Source organism: Actinomadura miaoliensis, assembly GCF_039536785.1.
In the GTDB taxonomy this organism is placed as follows: Bacteria; Actinomycetota; Actinomycetes; order Streptosporangiales; family Streptosporangiaceae; genus Spirillospora; species Spirillospora miaoliensis.
Map to the genome: position 1 here is coordinate 110,330 of NZ_BAAAZG010000025.1, position 20,614 is coordinate 130,943.

At 73.7% G+C, this 20,614-nt stretch carries 22 protein-coding genes; 7 read left to right on the forward strand and 15 right to left on the reverse strand.

Features of this window, described 5'->3' with window-relative positions; genetic code table 11:
• Positions 1 to 72: 72 nt before the first annotated feature.
• Positions 73 to 1,332, reverse strand: a complete 1,260-nt coding sequence (locus ABD811_RS19595) for a tetratricopeptide repeat protein (RefSeq protein WP_344949385.1) — start codon at positions 1,330 to 1,332, stop codon at positions 73 to 75.
• Positions 1,333 to 1,472: 140 nt separating this feature from the next.
• On the opposite strand from ABD811_RS19595, the gene ABD811_RS19600 reads away from it, so the two are divergent.
• The 3 genes from ABD811_RS19600 to ABD811_RS19610 all read left to right on the forward strand — a co-directional run bounded on the left by ABD811_RS19600 (position 1,473) and on the right by ABD811_RS19610 (position 3,661).
• The gene (locus tag ABD811_RS19600) at positions 1,473 to 1,859 is read left to right on the forward strand and encodes a hypothetical protein (RefSeq protein ID WP_344949388.1); all 387 of its coding nucleotides are present in this window, start codon (positions 1,473 to 1,475) and stop codon (positions 1,857 to 1,859) included.
• Between the two features lie 392 nt (positions 1,860 to 2,251).
• Positions 2,252 to 2,614: an antibiotic biosynthesis monooxygenase family protein gene (locus ABD811_RS19605; protein WP_344949391.1), complete on the forward strand. Its 363-nt coding sequence runs from the start codon at positions 2,252 to 2,254 to the stop codon at positions 2,612 to 2,614.
• A gap of 84 nt (positions 2,615 to 2,698) precedes the next feature.
• Complete coding sequence (locus ABD811_RS19610; RefSeq protein ID WP_344949394.1) at positions 2,699 to 3,661, forward strand: amidohydrolase family protein; 963 nt, start codon at positions 2,699 to 2,701, stop codon at positions 3,659 to 3,661.
• Positions 3,662 to 3,938: 277 nt separating this feature from the next.
• Here ABD811_RS19610 and ABD811_RS19615 read toward each other — a convergent pair whose 3' ends face one another.
• From ABD811_RS19615 to ABD811_RS19665, 11 genes are all read right to left on the reverse strand, one after another.
• A complete protein-coding gene (locus tag ABD811_RS19615) occupies positions 3,939 to 4,538 on the reverse strand; it encodes a hypothetical protein (protein WP_344949397.1) in 600 nt (199 codons plus the stop codon).
• 153 nt (positions 4,539 to 4,691) lie between these two features.
• Positions 4,692 to 5,114, reverse strand: coding sequence for an RNA-binding S4 domain-containing protein (locus ABD811_RS19620; RefSeq protein WP_344949400.1), 423 nt, complete (start codon positions 5,112 to 5,114; stop codon positions 4,692 to 4,694).
• Positions 5,115 to 5,150: 36 nt separating this feature from the next.
• Entirely contained in the window at positions 5,151 to 5,894 is a 744-nt protein-coding gene (locus ABD811_RS19625) for a putative hydro-lyase (RefSeq protein ID WP_344949403.1), read from the reverse strand.
• Entirely contained in the window at positions 5,891 to 7,192 is a 1,302-nt protein-coding gene (locus ABD811_RS19630; protein ID WP_344949405.1) for an MFS transporter, read from the reverse strand. The genes ABD811_RS19625 and ABD811_RS19630 overlap by 4 nt, the downstream gene beginning before the upstream one ends.
• 143 nt (positions 7,193 to 7,335) lie before the next feature.
• Positions 7,336 to 7,779, reverse strand: coding sequence for a VOC family protein (locus ABD811_RS19635; RefSeq protein WP_344949408.1), 444 nt, complete (start codon positions 7,777 to 7,779; stop codon positions 7,336 to 7,338).
• A 15-nt stretch (positions 7,780 to 7,794) separates the two neighbouring features.
• Positions 7,795 to 8,679: a 5-oxoprolinase subunit C family protein gene (locus tag ABD811_RS19640; RefSeq protein WP_344949410.1), complete on the reverse strand. Its 885-nt coding sequence runs from the start codon at positions 8,677 to 8,679 to the stop codon at positions 7,795 to 7,797.
• The gene (locus tag ABD811_RS19645) at positions 8,679 to 9,317 is read right to left on the reverse strand and encodes a 5-oxoprolinase subunit B family protein (RefSeq protein WP_344949413.1); all 639 of its coding nucleotides are present in this window, start codon (positions 9,315 to 9,317) and stop codon (positions 8,679 to 8,681) included. Before ABD811_RS19645 ends, ABD811_RS19640 begins: the two co-directional genes overlap by 1 nt.
• On the reverse strand, positions 9,314 to 10,096 hold the full coding sequence (locus ABD811_RS19650; RefSeq protein WP_344949416.1) for a LamB/YcsF family protein: 783 nt from the start codon (positions 10,094 to 10,096) through the stop codon (positions 9,314 to 9,316). Before ABD811_RS19650 ends, ABD811_RS19645 begins: the two co-directional genes overlap by 4 nt.
• Positions 10,093 to 10,785 (reverse strand): GntR family transcriptional regulator, encoded by a 693-nt coding sequence (locus tag ABD811_RS19655; protein ID WP_344949417.1) that lies wholly within the window; start codon positions 10,783 to 10,785, stop codon positions 10,093 to 10,095. The genes ABD811_RS19650 and ABD811_RS19655 overlap by 4 nt, the downstream gene beginning before the upstream one ends.
• An 84-nt stretch (positions 10,786 to 10,869) precedes the next feature.
• Complete coding sequence (locus ABD811_RS19660) at positions 10,870 to 11,838, reverse strand: 2-hydroxyacid dehydrogenase (protein ID WP_344949420.1); 969 nt, start codon at positions 11,836 to 11,838, stop codon at positions 10,870 to 10,872.
• Complete coding sequence (locus ABD811_RS19665) at positions 11,835 to 14,639, reverse strand: ATP-binding protein (RefSeq protein WP_344949422.1); 2,805 nt, start codon at positions 14,637 to 14,639, stop codon at positions 11,835 to 11,837. The genes ABD811_RS19660 and ABD811_RS19665 overlap by 4 nt, the downstream gene beginning before the upstream one ends.
• A 172-nt stretch (positions 14,640 to 14,811) precedes the next feature.
• Here ABD811_RS19665 and ABD811_RS19670 point away from each other — a divergent pair, with 172 nt between their 5' ends.
• On the forward strand, positions 14,812 to 15,264 hold the full coding sequence (locus ABD811_RS19670) for a pyridoxamine 5'-phosphate oxidase family protein (protein WP_344949424.1): 453 nt from the start codon (positions 14,812 to 14,814) through the stop codon (positions 15,262 to 15,264).
• A gap of 122 nt (positions 15,265 to 15,386) precedes the next feature.
• Positions 15,387 to 15,839: an iron chaperone gene (locus ABD811_RS19675; RefSeq protein ID WP_344949426.1), complete on the forward strand. Its 453-nt coding sequence runs from the start codon at positions 15,387 to 15,389 to the stop codon at positions 15,837 to 15,839.
• A gap of 87 nt (positions 15,840 to 15,926) precedes the next feature.
• Here ABD811_RS19675 and ABD811_RS19680 read toward each other — a convergent pair whose 3' ends face one another.
• The gene (locus tag ABD811_RS19680; RefSeq protein ID WP_344949428.1) at positions 15,927 to 16,415 is read right to left on the reverse strand and encodes a YcxB family protein; all 489 of its coding nucleotides are present in this window, start codon (positions 16,413 to 16,415) and stop codon (positions 15,927 to 15,929) included.
• Positions 16,416 to 16,646: 231 nt separating this feature from the next.
• Here ABD811_RS19680 and ABD811_RS19685 point away from each other — a divergent pair, with 231 nt between their 5' ends.
• Together ABD811_RS19685 and ABD811_RS19690 are read left to right on the forward strand one after the other, a co-directional pair.
• Positions 16,647 to 17,015: a nuclear transport factor 2 family protein gene (locus ABD811_RS19685; protein ID WP_344949430.1), complete on the forward strand. Its 369-nt coding sequence runs from the start codon at positions 16,647 to 16,649 to the stop codon at positions 17,013 to 17,015.
• 112 nt (positions 17,016 to 17,127) lie between these two features.
• Positions 17,128 to 17,472, forward strand: coding sequence for a DUF1330 domain-containing protein (locus ABD811_RS19690; RefSeq protein WP_344949432.1), 345 nt, complete (start codon positions 17,128 to 17,130; stop codon positions 17,470 to 17,472).
• A gap of 29 nt (positions 17,473 to 17,501) precedes the next feature.
• On the opposite strand, the gene ABD811_RS19695 is transcribed toward ABD811_RS19690, so the two are convergent.
• Entirely contained in the window at positions 17,502 to 17,801 is a 300-nt protein-coding gene (locus ABD811_RS19695) for a cupin domain-containing protein (RefSeq protein WP_344949435.1), read from the reverse strand.
• 54 nt (positions 17,802 to 17,855) lie between these two features.
• Entirely contained in the window at positions 17,856 to 20,594 is a 2,739-nt protein-coding gene (locus tag ABD811_RS19700) for a helix-turn-helix transcriptional regulator (protein WP_344949437.1), read from the reverse strand.
• Positions 20,595 to 20,614 lie beyond the last annotated feature (20 nt).

A 20,614-nucleotide genomic window follows, 5' to 3' on the forward strand; every position in this document is an offset into this window, starting at 1 on the left:
GTCCCCCACGCGCCCACGCCGAGGAAGACGGCGCCCATGCTGGGTCAGCAGCGGGTCCGGCGATCCCGTGTGTCAGAGGAAGCGGGAGCTGGGGACGGGGCCGGGGGAGCGGACGCGGTGGCGGGGGCCGGTCAGCCAGTGGTCGCGGACGGAGGCGACGAGGTGGGCGAGCGCCTCGTCGGAGTCCGGGGGCGCGCCGTCCTCGCCCTCGTACGAGGTCGGGGCGGCGTGGACGATCTCGGCGGCCAGTTCCTCCACGGGCCGGTCGTCGGGCGGCAGCCGCTGCACGGAGCCGTCCGGCTCCACGTGCAGCCGTTCGCCCCACGGGTGCGTCACCGTCTGGTGCAGGAAGCCGCTGACGTCCGCGCTGACCTGCGGCGGGTCGGTCCAGCAGGTCGCGTGCTCGAACAGCACCTGGCCCGGCGCGCGTTCCCACAGCCCGCCGGTGTCGAGCTCGTTGAGGTCGTAGGCCACGACGAGGGCGTCGGGACGGGCCGGGTCGAACGGCTCGGCGGGCAGCCCGAAGAGCCCCGCGGCCGCGAGGCCGAGGATGTGGCTGGAACGGTCGGGGAGCAGGCCGACCACCGTGGGCCGGCGTCCGGCCGCGTCCAGGATCAGGCGGAGCCGGTCCAGGGTGCGGCGGCAGCCGCCGAACGCGTCGCCCGTGTAGGCGTACCGGCCCGTCATGCCGTCGTCGAACCCGAACGGGGAGATGGTGGCCAGCACGCCGCCGGTCAGCGCGAAGTGCCAGCCGCGCAGGTCGCGCCGGTCGAGCGGGCTCACGGCGCGGACGGCGTGGGCGCGGTCGAGCATCCGGGCGAGCCGGTCGCGGGCGGGCAGCCAACGGTGGTCCTCGGGGTCGGGCAGCCGCCGGGCCTCCGCAGTGGCGCGGGTGAGGTCACCGGCCATGAGCGCGTTGAACGCCAGCAGGTAGCGGTCGGGCCAGGGCCGCAGGGTGGCGGCGTTCTCGTCCAGCACGGCGACGGCCTCGGCGTGCCGGACCTCGTCCTCCAGCGCGGAGACCAGTTCGTTCAGCAGCGGCTGCGCCCCGGGCGCCAAGACGAGTGCCTTGCGCAGCGCCGGAATGGCGAGGTAGGAGACCCCTCGCTCGACGCACGCGTACCCGTAGTCGTACAGCTTCCCGGGGTCGTCCGGATCGGCGGCGACGGCGGCGGCCGCCTGCCGGAGGTCGTCGAAACCGGACCGGGCGGCGGCCTCCTCCATGAGCCGCGCCACCTCGGCCTGCTCCATGTCCTCGGCGTTGAACCGCAGGTGCCGCAGCAGCCCCGGGATGTCACCGGCCCGCAGGAGTTCCCGTGCCTCGTCGCTCATGGTGCGGCACCGTACAGGTCGCCCCCAATCGGGACATCCGATTTTCGTGGTCACTTCCCGGGTCGCTGGTCGCGCTCGTCGCGGGCTGGCTATGCTTGCTTCCTCCTCAAGGTGGCACCCCGGTCAAGGGACGGTGGTCTGTGGGCTATTACCCGCCCGGCAACGAACAGGTACTGCTGACCATCGGCGATATGTCGGTCACCCAGACCCATGTGATCGTTCCGCATGGTCGTTTTCCGTTGCAGGGAACGGCCTGGGCCGTGCAGGACTCCACCCAGGTGCACGAGGGAATTCCGCCGGTCGCGATCGTCCTGACCATCATCTTCGTGTGGTTCTGCCTGCTGGGACTGCTGTTCCTGCTGATGAAGCAACGCCGTTACACCGGTTTCGTGTCGATCTCGGTCACCGGCCAGGGGCTGTACCACACCGTCCAGTTGCCGCCCGGCCCGGAGTCCGGCGCGTGGGCGGCGCACGTGGTCTCGCAGGCCCGCGCCCTGGCGGCCTCCGCTCCCCCGGCCATCGGCTGACCCGGCCCCCTCGGACGACCGACGCCACAGGGCCCGCGCGACCTCCGCGGGTCTCTTTTCCGATGCCTGCGCGCCCACTGGCACGGACATTGCGCTGAACGTTTTCACCGACCGCGCGAGTCGCCACGATCTCCACATTCTTTGACCTGCCGGACGCGCAATACCCGGCGGCGAACCATCCCCTCCGGCCCGGTATTCGCCGGTCAGTTCGCGTCATCGGTGACACGTCGCCGTCGATGGTGACTGATCGTGATTAGGTGCAGGTCAGGGGGGTAGTGAGCCGCCGGGAGACCGGTTCCGCGAGCGGACGTGTCACGCGCCTCGCGGTCATTTCCGTGGCCGGTCGCCCGATTCTCTGACGGTGTTCGCACGAGCAACAAGGAGAAGGGCATATGAGCACGAGCGAGCAGGCCGATCTGGCTCCTTCCGGCTACCGCGACGATTCCGGCACCCGTTATCGCGTCCTGTTCTTCATGCGGGTCGAACCCGGTGAGCAGGAGGCGTTCCGCCGCGCCTACGAGCAGATCCGGTGGAAGGTCGCCGAGGTCCCGGGGCACCTGCGCGACCAGCTCTGCCAGTCCACCCGGGACCCGGCGGAGTGGCTGATCACCAGCGAGTGGGCCAGCGAGGAGCACTTCCTCACCTGGGAGGGCGACCCCGCGCACCGGCGGATGGTCGCGCCCATGATCAGACACACCGCCGAACGCGAGTCGCTGCGCTTCGCGGTGCGCGCCACCACCGAGACGCCGCACTGACCGTCGCCCGCCGCCGCGCCCGCCGCGCCGGCCGCGGAGGCGCCGCGGGGATCGTCCGGAACGTCTCGTCTCGGGAGGCATGCGATGACCATTGACTGCCACGCGCACATCAGCCCGCCGGACATGGTCCGCCGCTTTCCGATGCCGCCGAGCCTCGGCGACGTCGAAGGCATGATCGAGGACAAGCTGGCGCTGGGCGTGCGGATGTCGATCGTCGGCAGCCCGGTCGGCGCGGGTGTGATGGCGCCGATTCCGGGCGTCGACAACTACGCGCAGACCGTCGACCAGCTGAAGGCCTTCCACGACTGGCTCGGCGGCACCGTCGCCGACCACCCCGGGCACCTGCGCGCGCTCGTGTACGCCAACCCGTTCGGGGACGACGCGCACCTGACGGCCGCCGCCCGCACGCTGGCGAACCCGGAGTTCGTCGGGTTCATCGTCAACACCAGCGTCGCCGGACGGTATCTGGACGATCCGCGCTGCGACGGCTTCTTCGCCCTGGCCGCCGAACACGACGTCCCCGTGATGCTGCACGCCCCGGCCTGGCCCGCCGCCGGCGCCGGGCTGACGGACCCGCTCCTGCTGGAGGGGATCGGCCGGTTCGACGACGTGTCCACGGGCACCGCCTGCGTCATCTTCGGCGGCTGGCTGGAGAAGTACCCCGGCCTGCGGCTGATCGCCACGGCCGCCGGCGGCGCGCTGGCCCTGCTGGTGGAACGGCTGGACCGCGCCTACCACGCGCCGCACTGGGGCGGCGGCCGCCCGGGCGGCGAAGGCGGCTGGCCGATCAGCCGCCCGCCGAGCTCCTACCTGCGCCAGATCTGGGTGGACACGGCCACCCCCAGCCGTCTCGCGCTGCGCGCCGCCCTGGCCGTCTTCGGCTCCGACCGCATCCTCTTCGGCACCGACTCCCCACCGCTCCAGAACGTCGTCGGCGACGGCCTGCGCGCCCTGGAGGAGGTGTCCCCCAGTGCCGAGCAGCTGCGGGCCATGTGCCACGAGAACGCGGCCAGGCTCTTCGGCCTGCCGGTGCACACCACGATGTGACCCCGCCGACCCGCCACGCCTCCTCGGTGCCGCGGCCCGTGCGGCCTCGCCGCGGACGGGCCGCCGCACCTGAGAGAGCGCGTCAGCAGAAGCAGGGAACGCCGGTGCCCCGCACCTCTCCCTCTTGAGTTGAGACGTCCACCGCGCTGTCCGGTGCCCGACGCATCGAGAGCCGCCGCTCGGGCCCACGCGCCGATCCGCAAGGAATCCGGGTGCGCGGTCGCCCGGATTCCTTTCTTCCCGCGAACACGGCGCGCCGGTGGGCCGGTGGTCATGGTCAGTCGATGGTCAGGCGGCCGGTGCCGTGGATCGAAGGGATGCCCTGGCGGGTGAAGCAGCGGGTCAGCCGGCCCCTGGGCCGGACGCTGCCGTAGAAGGTGCGGCCGGCCAGGTAGCCGGAGGTGACGCGGCCGTTCAGCTGGGCGTCGGCGCGGGCGCGGTTGCCCTGGGTGCCGGTGCGCAGGCTCGACCGTGCGAGCGGACGGTCGTAGGCGTCGTACCAGGTGACGGTGGCGCGACCGCGCAGGTCGCTGACGCCGGTGCAGTTGGCCAGGGCGTTGCCGGTCAGCGTCATGACGCCCGAGGCGATGCGGGACCGGCGGGGGTCGGCCGAGGAGCAGTCGCGCAGGACCAGCCTGGCGCGGGTGTTGACGTACTGGCGCCGCAGCCGGATCGGCGGGCTGAACGTCATCGGCCTGCCGGACGTGGTGGTGACCGTGCAGGTCAGCGCGCCGTAGCGGGCGGGTGCTCGACGTTCGGCGGGCGACGGCGGGGACGCGAGGGCGGAGTCGGCCGCAGGGGCCGGGACGGCGATGCCGACGAAGACGAGCGGCCCGGCGAGACCGCACCGCACGAGACGTCCGGACAGAACAGACATGGCTCCCCCACGATCAGCACACATAGTGACTACATCGCTACTATTTGTAGCATCACCCGATGGGCTGCCAGGAACCGGGCCGTCCAGGACGTTGAGCCGCACGCCACACGCCCCCACGGGGCCGGTGGCCGAATCGCGGAAGCCGCCGGCGCGTCAGTCGTGGCGGGGCGGACGCGGGAGGTGGCGGTTGACGTGGGGGGCCATCATCTGGGCGCGGAGGCGTTCCAGCTCGCGGCGGTCGCGTTTGGTGGGACGGCCGGTGCCGGGTTCGCGGCGGGCGATGGGCGCGATGAGTTCGCGCGGCGGCGGGGGCGGGCTGTTGTCGATGAGGCATTCCTGCGCGACGGACGCGCCGACGCGGCGGCGGATGACGCGCTGGACCACCACGACGCGTTCCCGGCCGTCGTGCCGCAGGCGCACCTCGTCACCGGGCTTGACCAGGGACGACGGCTTGGCGCGCTTGTCGTTGAGGCGGACGTGCCCGGCGCGGCAGGCGGTGGTGGCCATCGAGCGGGTCTTGAGCAGCCGCACCGCCCAGATCCACACGTCGATCCGCACAGAACCGTCGTCCGCCATGGCAACGACACTAACGCACGGTTTGGGCCTCTAGGACTAGGGCGTGTGGTCGAAGACGAACATGTGGCCCGGGTAGTGCGTTATCGCGTACGGGGTGTTGGAGATGGCGAGTTGGGGTGTCACTCCGCAGGCCCAGAACATGGGCGTGCTGTCCGGGGGGATCGCGGGTGGCGGGCCGAAGTCCGGGGCGGACAGCGACTCGATTCCTATGACGGACGGGTCGCCTATGTGGACGGGTGTTCCGTGGCCCGTGGGATAGCGGTACGTTATTTCCACGGCGGTGGCCGCCAAATGGCCGGGGACGGCGCGCATGGAGACGAGCAGGGGGCCGGAGAAGGGGCCCGCGGGGGTCGTCTCGATGTTCGTTATGTAGACGGGCGGGGCCGTGTGGGCGACGGGGATCCCGGCCGCCCGGAGGGGCCCTTCGAAAGTGTGGCTGCAGCCGAGGAGGAAGGCGACGGCGTCGTCCTGCCAGTAGGCGGTGATGTCGGTGGGTTCGGCGACCAGTTCGCCGTTCCGCCAGACGCGGTAACGGGGCAGGGTCGTGCGCAGGTCCGCTTCGGTCGTGCCGAAACGCAGCACCGGGTCGCCGGGGTCGGTGACGGCGATGACCGGGCACGGCTTGGGGTTGCGGGTGCAGTACAGCAGGAATTCGAAGGCCAGCGAACGCGGGACGATCACCAGGTTGGCCTGCTGGTGGCCGTCCAGGACTCCGGCGGTGGGGGCCGTCCACTCGCCGGCGGCGGCCAGGGCGCGCAGGTGCGCGGGTGAGGTGATCATGACAGTTCCTCGCGGCCGGTCTCGCGGACGGTCCGCAGCGTGAGCAGGGCGACGACCACGGCGAACATCAGCACGTAGCCGGGGACGAGCAGGTCGCCGGTGGTGGAGATCAGCCAGGTCACCAGGTAGGGGGTGAGTCCGCCGCCGACGATCGTGCCGATGTTGAAGGCGAACGACAGGCCCGTGTAGCGAACGCGGGTGGGGAACAGCTCGGCGTACGTCGGGTACGTCACGGACTGGACGATCGGCATCGGCAGCGCCAGCACGACCATCGCCGCGACCGCCAGCGGGAAGCTGCCCAGCCCCATGACGAGCATGGCCGGCACCACCAGCACCGCGTAGCCGAGGAACCCGATCGTGATCATCTTCTTGCGGCCGAAGCGGTCGGACAGCGCCCCGGCGACCGGCATCAGGAACGCCACGAACAGGCTGATCCCGCCCATGATCCAGAAGGTGGAGGACGTGGCGTAGCCGAGGTCGGAGGTGAGGTAGATGTTCATGTAGATCAGCCCCACCCAGTAGCCGCAGTTGGAGCCGACGGCCAGCAGCGTGACCTTGAGCACCGAGTCCCGGTGCCGGGTGAACACCTCGGTCAGCGGCGCCTTGGCGGGCGGCTCGGCGGAGGCGGTGAAGGCGTGCGAGTCCTCCAGGCTGCGGCGGGCCAGCAGCGCGACCACGATCAGCGGCAGGGCCAGCAGGAACGGGACGCGCCAGCCGAACGACTCCAGCTGGGCGTCGGTCAGCGCGGTGGCGGTGACGCCCGCGACCAGCGCCGCCGTCCCGCCGCCGACGGCCACGCCGACCGGGGTGAACGCCCCGTACAGGCCGCGTTTTCCGGGCGGGGCGGACTCGGCGAGGTAGGTGGCCGAGCCGGTCACCTCGCCGCCGGCGAAGAAGCCCTGCGCGAGGCGGACGACGAGCAGCGCCAGCGGCGCGGCCAGGCCGATGGTGCTCGCGCTGGGCAGCATGCCGACGGCGGCGGTGGCGGAGCCCATGCCGACGACGGTCAGGATGAGGACGGGCTTGCGGCCGACGCGGTCGCCGAGGCGGCCGAGGACGATGCCGCCGAGCGGCCGCATCAGGAAGGCGCTGCCGAACACCGCGAGGGTGGCCAGCAGGGAGGCGGTGGGGTCGTCGCCGGGGAAGAAGTGCGGCCCGATGACGACGGCCAGGTAGCCGTAGACACCGAACTCGTAGTACTCGATGGCGGTGCCCGCGGCCGCCGCGACGGCGGCCTTGCGGGGGCGCCGGTCGGCGGCCGGCGCTCTGACTCCGGTAACGATTGGTACGCTCGTCACGGGTTCCTCCGGATAAGGCACATGTCCTGTGGCGGGACTGGTCGTGGACGGGCCGCGTGGCGAGCGGACCGTGCGGAAGGGGCCCTTCGAACGGTCATCGGCAGGACTCGTCCTCCTGCCGGTGACCTTTTCCGCCGAATGGCTCAGGTGGCGAACAACTGGTCGAGGTCGGCGAACGCCTTGAACTCAAGGGCGTTGCCCGCGGGGTCGAGGAAGAACATCGTCCACTGCTCGCCCGGCTCGCCCTCGAAACGGACGTACGGCTCGATCACGAACTGCGTGTCGACGGCGCGCAGCCGGTCGGCGAGCCTGTGGAACTCCTCGATCGACAGCACCAGCCCGAAATGCGGGACGGGCACCTGGTGGCCGTCGACGGGATTGGTCCCGGCGATACCGTCGCGCGGCTCGTCCGAGGGCCCGTCGCCGACCTGGTGGGTGACCACCTGGTGGCCCATGAAGTTCCAGTCGATCCACTTGGTGTCGGACCGGCCCTGGCTGAATCCGAGCACCTTTCCGTAGAACTCGCGGGCGGCGTCGATGTCGTCGACGGGAATGGCGAGGTGGAACGGCGGCAGTTGCGTGCTCACGCGGTTTTCTCCTTCTCAGTGGACGGGTGCGAATCGGATCCGGTCGCCGGGGACGGCCTGGCCGAGCAGGTCGACGTCGGCGTCGGTGACCACGCCGATGACGGGGTATCCGCCCGTCACCGGATGGTCGGCGAGGAACACGATGGGTTCCCCGGACGGCGGCACCTGGACGGCGCCGAGCACGGTGCCCTCGCTGGGCAGGTCGACGGTGCCGATGGACAGCGGCGGGCCGGTCAGGCGGACGCCCACGCGGTCGGCCTGGGCGGACACCTGCCAGACGGTGCGGGTCAGGCGGCGGCGGTCGGCGGCGCCGAACAGCCCGTCCCGCGGCCCCCAGCGGAACCGGACGGTCGTCACGCCGCCGGACGGGACGACGCTGAACGCCAGTTCCAGCGGCACGTCCGGGACGGGACGCGCGGGGCCGAGGCGCAGGACTGTACCGGCGCGCACCGGTTCGGGGCCGAGCCCGGTCAGCGAGTCGCGGGACGCCGAGCCCAGCACCCGGTCGACCTCGAAGCCGCCTGACACGGCCACGTAGGTGCGGCATCCGGCGGACGGGCGTCCGAGCGTCAGCACCGACCCGGCCCGCAGGTAGAGGCGGGTCGCGTCCCCGGCGGGCGCGCCGTCCACCCGTACCGCTACGGGCGCCCCGGTGATCGCGACGTGCCGGGGCTGCGACAGCGTCAGGGCCAGCCCGCCGAACGTGGTCTCCAGGGCGGGGGTGTTCTCCGGGTTCCCGGCCAGCCGGTTGGCGAGGGTGAAGCTGCGCCGGTCGGCGGGGCCCGCCGAGGGAACGCCGAGGTGGGCGGTGCCGTGCCGGCCGAGGTCCTGAACAGTGGTGGCCGGGCCCGCCGCGACGACGGTGAGCGTCGCCGGCGCCACGCGCGCACCGCCGTCCATCACGTCACCGCCTGGAAGACGACGCGGTCGCCGATGGACAGGCGGTTGGGCGGGTGGGCGTCCGCGTTCCACAGCCGTTCGGCGGTGACGCCGATCTGGTGCCAGCCGCCCGGCGTCCCGCCCGGGTACACGACGGTCTGGTTGCCCGCGATCGCGACGACCCCGGCGGGGACGCGCGGACGCGGGCTCGGCAGCCGCGGCAGGCGCAGCGGTTCGGGCAGGCCGTCCATGTAGGCGAACCCCGGGGCGAAGCCGAAGAACGCCACCGAGTGCTCGCCGCCGGAGTGCAGGCGCGCCACGTCCTCCGGTTCGATCCCGGCGCGTTCGGCGACCGCCTCCAGGTCGGCGCCGCCGTAGCGGACGGGGATGACGATCGTCCGCGGCGCCTCGCCCGCGGCCTCCGCCCCGGCGTGCACGCCGGTCTGGTCGAGCACGCCGCGCAGCCGGACGGCGAGCCGTTCCATCTGCGCCGCGTCGTCCGCCACCACCAGCACGGTCGTCGCGGCGGGCACCACCTCGCGCAGCCCGCTCGCCCAGGGGCGCCGCCAGATGGAGGCGGCGACGTCGGCGGGTCGGCGTCCGGCGCACTCGATGAGCCAGCCCCGGTCGCCCGTTCGCAGCAGCCTCCCGTCGATCACGAAACCGCCCCGGGGACGGCGGTCGCGATCCCGGCGGCGGTCAGGGCCTCGCGGGTGGCGGCGGCAAGCGCGACGGCGCCGGGCGTGTCGCTGTGGACGCACAGTGCCGTGATGCGGCCCGGGTCGGGGGCGATGCGCACGACGCCTCCCGACACCGACACCACCGTGCCCGTCTCGGCCATCCACACGGCGCGTTCGGCCGCCACCGCCGGGTCGGTGATCAGGGCGCCGGGGGACGAACGCGGCACGAGCAGGCCCTCGTCGGTGTAGCCGCGGTCGATGAACGCCTCGGCCATCGGGCGCAGCCCGGCGGCCTCGGCCCGCTCCCACAGGACGGTGCGGGGCTGGCACAGCAGCGGAAGGTCCGGGTCGTACAGGGTGACGGCCTCGACGATCGCGGCCGCGTGCCCCTCGTGGCGGGCGGCGGTGTTGTAGAGCGCGCCGTGCGCCTTGACGTAGCCGATCCGGCCACCGGCGACGCGGGCGAAGACCTCCAGCGCGCCCAGCTGGTAGAGCAGGTCGTTCACCAGCGACGGCGTCGGCACGTCGATGAAGCGGCGCCCGAAACCGGCCAGGTCCCGGTAGGAGACCTGCGCGCCGATCGCCACGCCGCGGGCGACGCAGTCCGCGCAGGTGCGGCGCAGGATGTCGGGGTCGCCGGCGTGGAAGCCGCAGGCGACGTTGGCGGCCGTGACCTGGTCGAGGAGCTCCCCCTCGTCGGACGGCCCCCACACGCCGAAGCCCTCGCCGACGTCGGTGTTGATCGCGACCGACGTCATCGCGCGGGCTCCGCCCAGTACGACTGGAACGACGGGCTGCTGTTCTCCCAGGCCGCGTGCAGCCCCCGCTGCCCGCCGTCGATGTGCAGGACGATCTGGCGGGCCAGTTCCTCGACGTCGCCGTCGGCCAGGGCCTGCACCATGGCGCGGTGCTCGCACTGCACGCGCTCGTAGGCGCCGGTGCCGTGCACGTAGTAGCGCGAGTACGGCTCCAGCCGGTGGTACAGCCGCGAGATGGTCTCGTAGCGCAGCGGCAGCCGCGACAGCCGGTACATGTCCAGGTGGAACGCCAGGTTGGTGCGCGACCAGGCGACCGCGCCGGTCTCGGCGACGCGGTCCATGTCGTCGGCCATGGCGGCGAAGCGGGCGATGTCGCGGCGGGAGACGCGTTCGGTGACGTGCTCGGCGAAGCTGGGCTCGATCAGCCGGCGCAGGTCGTAGATCTCGTCGATCTCGGCCAGGTCCAGCACGGTGACGAAGGTGCCGCGGCCGGGCTCCGAGCGCAGCAGGCCCTCGCCGACCAGCGTGCGGATGGCCTCCCGCAGCGGGATCCGGCTGACCCCGAACCGGTCGGCGAGTTCCTCCTGGACCAGGCGGTGCCCCGGCGGGTAGACGCCGTCGACGACGGCCTGACGCAGTTCGGCGGTGATCGCGTCGGCGCCGCGCGGGCCGCGGGTGGATCCGGTCATGGCCAACTGTATACAGCAGATACAGTGCATACAGAAGAAGCCGGACAAGGTTTTTACAACGGGGAAACACCCGCCGCCCGGACGTCAGTTCACCGGGGTGGGGGGCTCCTTCCCGGCCAGCACGGCGGCCGCGTTCGCCACCGACAGGCGGCACATGCGTTCCCGGGTCGTCACGCCCGCGCTGCCCAGATGGGGAGTGAGCACGGTGTTGGGCAGCTCGGTCAGCCGGGGGTCGACGTTGGGCTCGTCCTCGAAGACGTCGAGCCCGGCCGCGGCGATCGTCCCCGAGCGCAGCGCCTCGACCAGCGCGTCCTCGTCCACGATCCCGCCGCGCGCGGTGTTGACGAGGATCGCCGACGGCTTCATCCGGCGCAGCGCGTCCGCGTCGATCAGGTGCCGGGTCCGCTCGGTCAGCGGGCAGTGCAGGGTGACGACGTCGCTGCGTTCGAGCAGTTCCGGCAGTTCGAGGAACTCCACGTCGTCGTCGGGCGGCGCCGACCGCGAGGGCGTCGCCACGATCTTCATGTCGAACGCGCGGGCGCGTCTGGCCACGGCGCGCCCGATCCGGCCGTAGCCGACGATGCCGAGGGTGGCGCCCGCGCTGAGGTCCAGGCCGAGCAGCATGCGCGGCCCCCACACCCACGGCGTGCGGTCGCGCAGCAGCCGGTCGCCGTCGAGCACGCGCCGGGCCGTGGCCAGGATGAGCCCCATGGTCAGGTCGGCGGTCGCGCCGTCCAGCACGCCCGGCGTGTTGGTGACCCGGACGCCGCGTTCGGTGGCGGCGGCCACGTCGATGTTGTCGTAGCCGACCGCCGTGTTCGCCACGACCTTGAGCCGCGGACCGGCCGCGTCCAGGAACTCGGCGTCGATCCGCTCGGTCAGCGTGCACACGACGGCGACGGCGCCCGCCGCGTCCCGCAGCAGCGTGTCCCGGTCCGGCGGGTCCTCCTCCCCCGCGACGACGGGGTGCCCGATCTGGCGCACCTCGCGCATCGCCGTGTCCGTCAGCAGCCGGGGGACGTAGACGTGCGGCTCCATACTCACCTTTCTCACGGGCGCGGCTGTCGGACGGCCATGGGCGCGAGGCCGAGATCGGCGAGCGCGGCGGCGCCAGCGGCGGCGTGCTCGCCCCCGGCGAGCAGCAGCGTGCGCGCCGACTGGTAGCGGCAGCCGGCCGCGTCGAACTCCTTGGCGGCGGCGAGCAGGCGCGGCAGGTCGCCGTCGAGCAGCGCCTCCGCCCGGTCCACCTGGGCGGAGGCGACCGGGTTGCCGGCGAGCACGGCACGGGCGGCGTCGATCCGGCCGCGGGCGTCCGGGTGCCCGGTGAGCACCGCCGCCTCCGCGCGGAGCGCCACGTACCAGTGCAGCCAGATCCAGCACACCCACTTCCACACCTGATCCGGCTCCGGCGCGACCCGTTCCAGCGCCGCCTTCGCGTCCCCGTGGTGGAGCAGGACCATGGTGTCGAAGACCGCGCCGTAGCCCAGGCGGTGGTCGGCTGCCGGGCCGGCCTCGTCGACGATCGCCAGCCAGTCGGCCCGTGCGTCGTGGTCGCCGCGCAGGCCGTGGAGCATCGCGACCGACGCGGCGGCGGGGCCGAGGGAGCGCGACCGCAGGCGGCCGCTCTGCTCCCACGCGTCGAGGAATCTCATGCTGACGGTGCGCATCTCGTCGACGTCGCCGGTGAACGCGTCCGCGACCAGGAGCCAGGACGTGGCGTGGTGGCCCGCCTCGGCCAGCAGCGGATGGTCGGCGAGCCGCCTGCCCCATCGGCGGGCCTGCTGCAGTTCACCGACACCGACGGCGGTTCCGGCGGCCATGGCGAGGGCGTCCATCAGCTCGTGCGTGCCGGCGGGCGTGGACGGTGCGGAGGCCAGGATGTCGATGCGGCGCCGGGCGGCGGCCGCGGCGGCGAAGGGATCACCGGCCCAGCTCTGGGCTCCGGACAGCGCGTCCAGCGCGGCGGACTCCGCCACCGGGTCGCCCGCGCGCCGGGCCAGCCCGACCGCGTGCTCGGCGCGCGCGACCGTCTCCTGCGCGGTGTTGTCCGGGTCTCCCTGGACCGCGCCGAACGCGTCGGCCTCCACCGCCGCCTCGGCCAGCGCGACGGCCGCCTCGGCGGCCGGGTCGTCGCCGCACAGCTCCCGCGCCTCCGCGAGCATGGCGGTCACCTCGTCCACGCGGGGAGTCCGCGCGAACGAGCTGGAGAAACGGTAGGCGACGGTCGCGGCGGCCGCCAGGTCGCGGCCGGCGCCGGCGAGGTCGCCGGCCCGGCGGGCGGCCTCGGCGGCGGCACGGTGCAGGCGATACGAGTCGCCGTCGAGGCTGCGGCACCCGGCCACCGCGGCGGCGTGCCGCAGCGCCTCGGCGCCGGCGGCCGCGTCGGCGAGCCGGGCCGCCTGCTCGAACCGCTGTTGGGCCTCGCCGAGCAGGTTGCGGGCGAAGGCCAGCTCGGCCATGGACAGGGCGAGCCGGTGGGCGTCCGCGCGCTGCTCCGGCTGGTCGGCGGCCCAGGTGAGGGCGGCCCGCATGTCCTCCGCCACGGCGTCGAACCGGACGCGCCAGTCCGCGCCCCCGGCCCCCATGAGCGCGGCGGCACTGGCCAGGCACCAGCCCAGATGCCGCGATCGGACGTCCGTCAGCTCGCCGACGGCGGTGAGCCGCTCCGTCCCGTACTGGCGGACGGTCTCCAGCGCCTGGTAGCGGGTGCCGGTCTCGGACGGTGTCACCGCGAGCAGGCTCTGCTCGGCGAGCCTGCCGAGCCCGTCGACGACCGCGGCCGGATCCAGCGGGGCGAACCCGGCGACATCGGCGGCCGCGTCGGGGGTGAACGGCGCGACGAACACCGACACCCGGCGCAGCAGCGCCTGGTCCTGCGGCTCCAGCAGGTCATGGCTCCAGTCCAGCACCGTCCGCACCGACCGGTGCCGGTCGTCGGCGCGGGGGCCGCCGGTGAGGATCCGCAGCTGGTCGGCGAGGCCGGTCATGAGGCCGTCCAGTCCGAGCGTGGCCCACCGCGCCGCCGCCAGCTCGATCGCCAGCGCCATGCCGCCGAGCCGTTCGCAGATGGCCACGACGCCCTCGCCCACCGCTGGCCCCGGCGGTGAGCCGACCGCCGTCGCCCGGTCCATGAACAGGGCCACCGCCTCGGACTCGTCGCCGCCGTCCCGCGACAGCGGCGGGAGCGGGAAGGCCCGCTCGAACGGCACCATCAGCCGGGCGCGGCTCGTCACGAGCACCCGCAATCGCGGACAGGCCGCGAGCAGCCGTTCCAGGAACGGCGCCACCCCGTCGCGCACATGCTCGCAGTTGTCCAGCACCAGGAGCGCCCGGCGATCCGCCAGCGCGGCCAGCACCGCGTCGTCGATGTCGCGCCCGGGCTGCTCTCCCACGCCCACGGCCGCCGCGACCGCCGCCCCCACCCGGGCCGGCTCGGTGACCGGCACCAGGTCGACGAACCACACCCCGTCGGCGAAGTCGCCGGCCACGTCCGCCGCCACCGCCAACGCCAGGCGCGTCTTGCCCACCCCGCCCGGTCCGACGACGGTCACCTGCCGGTGGGCCTTCACCGCGTCGGCCAGTTCGCCGCGTTCCCGCACCCGGCCGATGAACGCCGTCAGCGGTGCCGGCAGGGCGGGCGCCGGACGCGACCGCCCGGCTCGCGAGAACTCGGCCGCGTGCCGGGCGAGCGCCCGCCGATCCGGCAGCTGGAGCTTGCGCAGCAGCGAGGAGACGTGCGACTCGACGGTGCGTACTGAGATGACCAACCGCGCGGAGATCTCCGCGTTGCTGAGGTGCTCCCCGAGCAGCGCGAGCACTTCGCCTTCCCGAGCCGAGATCACTGGGCTGGACACCGACTCATTATCCGTGGTGCTTTCCGTGGTCGGCACGGAGGCGGCCCGCACCCCGGGCGGGAGAGGCTGTGACCACGGCGATCGGGCCCGGCGGGACGGACCGGGGCGATCGCGACCCGACGACCCCAGGAGTGACCATGACGACCGCCGCCCTCGGAATCCGCCAGGCCCGATGAGCGCCGACCCCCGCCCCCGCCCCCAGCGCCGTCGCGACACCGAGCACCGGCTCACCCACGACACGGACCTCTGGGTGGCCAGCGCCTCACCGGACGGTGCGCCGTACCTGGTGCCGCTGTCCTTCGACTGGGACGGCGAGGCCCTGCTGATGGCCACGCCGGCCGACAGCCCGACCGGCAGGAACCTCGCCGCGTCCCGGGCCGTCCGGCTGGGGCTGGGCCACACCCGCGACGTGTCGATGATCGACGGCCGGGTCGAGGTTCTCGAGATCGGCGCGCTGCCGCAGGAACGGGGCGACCGGTTCGCCGCGCGCACCGGCTTCGATCCGCGTGGGCGGGCCACGCCGTACCGGTGGTTCCGCGTCTCGCCGCGCCGCGTCCAGGCGTGGCGCGAGGAGAACGAACTGTCCGGCCGCGAGCTGATGCGCGGCGGCCACTGGCTGGGCTGACGCCCCCGCCGGGCGCGCCGCCCGGCATGACCGAAACCCCCACGGGCCGGTGTGACCAGCCCGAACGCAGGACCGTAAGGTCCCTTATCAACGCCCAAAAACACCCAAGAGGGAGACAGTCCATGAGCAGCACCGACAGCGGCACGTACGAGGGTTTCACCGCCGAGGAGCGGGCCGCGATGAAGGAGCACGCCCAGGAGCAGAAGAAGGCGGCGCGCCGCGCCTCGCGCGAGGAGAAGGCGGCGGAGGCGCTGCGGGACGTGCTCACGAAGATCTCCGAGATGCAGGACTCGGACCGGATCATGGCCGAGCGCGTCCACGCCGTCATCACGGCCAACGCCCCCGCCCTCGCGCCCAGGCTCTGGTACGGGATGCCCGCCTACGCGCTGGACGGCAAGGTCGTCTGCTTCTTCCAGAGCGCGGCGAAGTTCAAGGCGCGGTACGCCACGCTCGGGTTCAACGACCCGGCGAAGCTGGACGACGGGCCGATGTGGGCGACCGCGTTCGCCCTGACCGAGGTGACCCCCGAGGTGGAGGAGCGGATCGCCGCCCTCATCAAGCGCGCGGTGAGCTGACGCCCGCCCGGTGAACGGGCACTACGCGGGGCGGGGCCACGCGAGGCGGGGCCACGCGAGGCGGGGCCACGCGAACCGGGCCGCTCGTCAGCGCGCTCGGCCGGCGGTGGTCTCCTGGCGTGCGGCGAAGAGGCTTTCGAGCTCGCGTCGTTGGTCGTCGTCGAAGGCCCGCTTGGGGAGGAAGGCCGCGAACTGGCGGTTGATGAAGAGCAGCCAGAACTCCGGCGTGGAGTCGATCCGTCCGAACAGGGACCAGCGCATCGAGGTGGTGGACTGGTCGGTCCGGACCTCGTATCCGTCGCTCGTCACGTGGACCGTCGCGGGCAGGCACAGGTAGGCGACCTGCCGCCGGGCCATCCGGCGGATCGCCCAGCCCAACGCGAAAGGAGCCACGACGGCCCCGGCGAACATGCCGATGCCCAGGCTGACGCCGTCCACCAGCAGGCAGGCGACCCCCGCCAGGACCAGCACCGTCGGCAGCACCAGACGGAAGGCCCTGAGCTGCCGTTTGACTCCGAGACCGAGCGCTCGCGTCACTTCGTCGGGGCTGGGCTGGTAGTCGACAGTGAAGTCCACCGTGCCGCCTTCGTCGTCCTGGGAGGGCCCCGCCGAAAATGCCACCCGGGAGCGGGCCATCGACCCAGCACAACCGGACGATCGTGACACTCGGGGCGTGACCGCGATCGTACACGCGCGGCCGCGTACCTAAAGCGTCGGCGGAAGTACCTAAGCACGTCAGATTCCCCGCCCTCCCCGGCTCCCTAGTTTTGGTGTCACAAGAGAGCACGAGCACTGAGGAGAGAGCACATGAGCGACGTGAACGAGCTGGTCCAGCGCTACCTCGCCGCCTGGAACGAGACCGACGTCGCCGCGCGACGGGCGATTCTGGCGGAGGTCTTCGCCGAGGACGCGGTGTACACCGACCCGCTGGTCTCCGTCCAGGGCAGGGACGGCCTCGACGCCACCATCGCGGCGGTCCAGGCGCAGTTCGGCGGGCTGGTCTTCAGCCTCGGCGGCGCGGTCGACGCGCACCACGACATCGCGCGGTTCACCTGGCACCTGGGCCCCGAGGGCGCCGAACCGGTCGTCATCGGCTTCGACGTCGCGGTGATCGGGGAGGACGGGCGGATCACCCAGGTCCTCGGCTTCCTCGACAAGGTGCCGGCCGGAGCCTGAACCCGTTCGGGGCGGACGGCAGGGACGAACCGCCCGGCCGGTCCGCCCCGGCCCACCGCCCGAGCCCGTGCCCCCGGCCCGTCCCGGTCGGCCACGCGAATCAAGGAGAGCCATGAACGCCTACGTCATAGCGCACCTGCGGGATGCCGCGCCGCACCCGGAGATCGCCGAGTACATCGAGCGCCTCCCCGGCACGTTCGGGCCGTACGGCGGCCGGTACCTCGTGCACGCCAAGCGGCACGAGGTGAAGGAGGGCGACTGGCCCGGGTCGGTCGTGATGATCGGCTTCCCCGGGATCGCGCAGGCGCGGGCCTGGTGGGACTCGCCCGCCTACCGGGAGATCGCGCCGCTGCGCTCGCGGCACATCGAGGGCGACATCATCCTGGTCGAAGGCGTCCCCGAGGACTACGACCCGACGCCCGCCGCGCAGGCGGTGCGCAGGGCGGTCACCGGCTAGACCTCGGTCGACGCCGCCGCCGGCGTCCGTCAAGCGGGGACGTCGTAGTTGAAGCCGAAGGCCCGCGCCCCGGTCTCGGTACGGGGCCGGTGGCTGGTCTTCGGGCCGAAGGCGACGTACGTCCCCGGGCCGTGGGTGCGGTCGCCCTCGATGATCTCGCCGCTCACGACGAAGTACGCCTCGCCGTAGGTCTCGTGGACGTCGAGGTCCGGCCATTCGGCGCCGGGCGCGAGGTCGATCACCCAGGTCCTGATCCCGGGCATCCCCGGGAGCGTCCGTGCGTACACGCCGGGCCCCACCTCGACGGGCGGGACCTCATCGACGTCCACGGGGAGTACCTGGCCGGGCAGTACCTGTGCTGGAGTGGTCAACGGGAGAAAACCTCACAATCCGAGCCGGTCGGCGAAGTCCTTGAGCTCGCCCCGGGAGGCGATGCCGAGCTTGGGGTAGGCCTTGTAGAGGTGGTAGCCGACCGTCCGGTGGCTGAGGAAGAGCTGCGCGGCGATGTCGCGGTTGGACAGCCCCTGCGCGGCGAGCCGGACGATCTGCAGTTCCTGCGGGGTGAGAGCGGCGGCCGCGCCCCCCGCGGGCCTCGGGGCCCGGTCCGGGGCGCCGGTCGCGGTGAGCTCCCCGCGGGCGCGCTCGGCCCACGGCCGCATGCCGAGCCGTTCGAAGACCTCCAGCGCGTCCTGCAGCGACCCGCGCGCCTCGGCCTTCCGCCGGGCCCTGCGCAGCCACTCTCCGTAGAGCAGCGCGGTCCTGGCGTACTCCAGCGCGCGGCCGTCCCGGTCGTGCAGTTCGAGGGCGGCGGTGTAGAACGCCTCGGCCTGGTCGTCCGCGGCCAGCAGCCCGCGGCAGCGCAGCACGAGCGCGTCGGCCCAGGGTTGCCGGACGGACCCGGCCCACCGCTCGAAGCGCGCCAGAGGCTCGGCGGCGCGTTCCGGCGCCCCCACCCGCACGGCCGACTCCACCAGGTCGGGGGTGGAACGGGTGGCGCAGATGTGATGGCGCATCGGTTCGCGGGTCAGGCGCTCGAAGCGGGCGAGCGCCGCCTCGGCGCGGCCGAGGCCGAGGTCCAGCAGCCCGAGCGACCAGTGCGCCCACGGCGCGCCGGGGGACGCGGCCCCGGCGGTGGCGCCCGCCAGCCCCTCCTCGGCGTTGCGGCGGCACGCCGCCTCGTCCCCCTTGGCCGCGTCGAGGTAGGCGAGGACGCTGCCGAACTGGCTGGCCCACTGCCGCTGCCCGGTGTCGCGGGCGAGCCCCAGGGCCTCGGTCGCCGTGGCGAGCGCGTCCAGATGCCGTCCGGTGAACACCTCGGCCTCGGCCACGAAGAACAGCGCCGTCGGCAGCCGTCCGGCGCCGCCCCGGGCGCGGTGCCCGGCGGAGAGCGCGGTCGCCAGCTCATAGGCGTCGGCGTCCTGGCCCAGCGCGAGTGCGCTCCCGCAGAGGATCATCAGCACCTGGTCGGGGGCCCGGCCCCGCCGCCGCACCGCCGCCAGGACGTCGCCCAGCGGCGGTGGCGGCTCGGCCCGGTCCCGGACGAGGCGAGCGAGGTAGGGGCCCACCGGCGCGAGCGGGTCCGCATCGTCCAGCGGGAGCGCGGACAGCCGGTCCAGCGTCGCCGCGAGCTGCCGCTCACCGAGATACCAGGAGGTGTGAACGGCCTGGATCAGCAGCACGGCGGCCTGGCCCGGATCGGTGTCGCGGACGAGGCCGGCGCCGTCGAGCAGCGTCCGGTGGGCGGCGGGGTAGGAGCCCTGCCAGAAGTCCGCGAGCGCCCGCACCTGGGCGATCCGCGCCTGCACCGCCGGGGCGCCCTCCAGCCGTCCGGCCGCGCGGGCCCCCAAGGCTCTCGCACGCTCCAGATCGCCCGCCTCCAGCGCCGCCTCCGCCGCGAGGGCCTCGCGGTGCGCCCTGGCGGCGGGTTCGGCGCTCAGCCGCGCGGCCCGCTCGTACGCCGCCGCGGCCGCGTCGTGACCGCTGCGTTCGCGGGCGCGGGCGGCGGTGCGCTCCAGCGCGGCGGCGGCCTCCTCGTCGACCCCGGTGGCGGCGGCCGCCAGGTGCCAGGCCCGGCGGTCGGCGTGCTCGGGGGCGTCGAGGGCGGCGGCGAGCGCGCGGTGGACGGCGAGGCGTTGCGCGAGCGGCGCCCGCTGGTAGACGGAGGCGCGGACCAGCGGATGGCGGAAGCGGATCGTGGTGTCGTCCGCGTCGCCGCGGACCACCAGGCCGGCCCGCTCGGCGGGGATGAGGTCCTCGACGCCCGCGCCCAGCGCGGCGGCGGCACGCAGGATCACGGCGAGCTCGCCGGTCTCGTCGGCCGCCGCCACCAGGAGCAGGCTCTGGCACGGCTCCGGCAACCGGCTGACCTGCCCGTGGAAGGCCAGTTGCAGGCGGCCGGTGAGGGGGAGCGCCCCCGGAGCGAACGCGCTGCCGCCTTCGGCGGCCAGGGCGACCGGCAACTCCAGCAGGGCCAGCGGGTTGCCGCCGGCCTCGGCGAGCAGGCGATAGCGGACGGCGGGCGCGAGCGGATGCCGGTCGAGCAGGGCCGCAGCCGCCTCCGGAGCCAGCCCGGACAGCCGCAGCTCCGCGAGGCCCGGGGAGGGAAAGGACCCCTCGCCGTCGCGGGCGGCGAAGATGATGACCACCCCCTCGGCGTGCAGCCGCCGGGCGGCGAACAGCAGCGCGTCCCGCGACGCCCGGTCCAGCCACTGCGCGTCGTCGACCAGGCACAGCAGCCCCGTCTCCGCCGCGTGCTCCGCGAGCAGGGACAGCACCGCCAGCCCGACCAGCATCGGCTCGGAGCCGGTCGCGGGCCCGAGCCCGAACGCCGCCTCAAGGGCCTCGCGCTGCGGGACTGGCAGCGCGGCGCGGGATCCGAGCGCCGGACGCAGCAGCAGCTGCAGCCCCGAGAACGGCAGCTCCGCCTCGTACTCGACGCCCGTACCGCGGAGGAGCCGCATGTCCCCGGCCGCGGCGGCGGCGTGGTCGAGCAGCGCCGTCTTGCCGATGCCCGGGTCGCCGCGCAGCACCAGCGACGAACTGGTCCCGGCCCGGGCTCCCGCCAGCAGCTCGGCGATCGCGTCCTGTTCAGCCTTCCGCCCGTGCAGCTCCCCCGCGCCCATGCCCCCCATCCTGACATTCG

What these genes read in the sequence shown, in the direction of transcription:
- ABD811_RS19690 (WP_344949432.1), top strand. Translation starts at nt 17,128, where the DNA reads ATGAACGCCTACGTCATAGCGCACCTGCGGGATGCCGCGCCGCACCCG.
- ABD811_RS19655 (WP_344949417.1), bottom strand. Translation starts at nt 10,785, where the DNA reads ATGACCGGATCCACCCGCGGCCCGCGCGGCGCCGACGCGATCACCGCC.
- ABD811_RS19640 (WP_344949410.1), bottom strand. Translation starts at nt 8,679, where the DNA reads ATGGACGGCGGTGCGCGCGTGGCGCCGGCGACGCTCACCGTCGTCGCG.
- ABD811_RS19595 (WP_344949385.1), bottom strand. Translation starts at nt 1,332, where the DNA reads ATGAGCGACGAGGCACGGGAACTCCTGCGGGCCGGTGACATCCCGGGG.
- ABD811_RS19615 (WP_344949397.1), bottom strand. Translation starts at nt 4,538, where the DNA reads ATGTCTGTTCTGTCCGGACGTCTCGTGCGGTGCGGTCTCGCCGGGCCG.
- ABD811_RS19620 (WP_344949400.1), bottom strand. Translation starts at nt 5,114, where the DNA reads ATGGCGGACGACGGTTCTGTGCGGATCGACGTGTGGATCTGGGCGGTG.
- ABD811_RS19675 (WP_344949426.1), top strand. Translation starts at nt 15,387, where the DNA reads ATGAGCAGCACCGACAGCGGCACGTACGAGGGTTTCACCGCCGAGGAG.
- ABD811_RS19700 (WP_344949437.1), bottom strand. Translation starts at nt 20,594, where the DNA reads ATGGGCGCGGGGGAGCTGCACGGGCGGAAGGCTGAACAGGACGCGATC.
- ABD811_RS19650 (WP_344949416.1), bottom strand. Translation starts at nt 10,096, where the DNA reads ATGACGTCGGTCGCGATCAACACCGACGTCGGCGAGGGCTTCGGCGTG.
- ABD811_RS19670 (WP_344949424.1), top strand. Translation starts at nt 14,812, where the DNA reads ATGAGCGCCGACCCCCGCCCCCGCCCCCAGCGCCGTCGCGACACCGAG.
- ABD811_RS19605 (WP_344949391.1), top strand. Translation starts at nt 2,252, where the DNA reads ATGAGCACGAGCGAGCAGGCCGATCTGGCTCCTTCCGGCTACCGCGAC.
- ABD811_RS19685 (WP_344949430.1), top strand. Translation starts at nt 16,647, where the DNA reads ATGAGCGACGTGAACGAGCTGGTCCAGCGCTACCTCGCCGCCTGGAAC.
- ABD811_RS19625 (WP_344949403.1), bottom strand. Translation starts at nt 5,894, where the DNA reads ATGATCACCTCACCCGCGCACCTGCGCGCCCTGGCCGCCGCCGGCGAG.
- ABD811_RS19610 (WP_344949394.1), top strand. Translation starts at nt 2,699, where the DNA reads ATGACCATTGACTGCCACGCGCACATCAGCCCGCCGGACATGGTCCGC.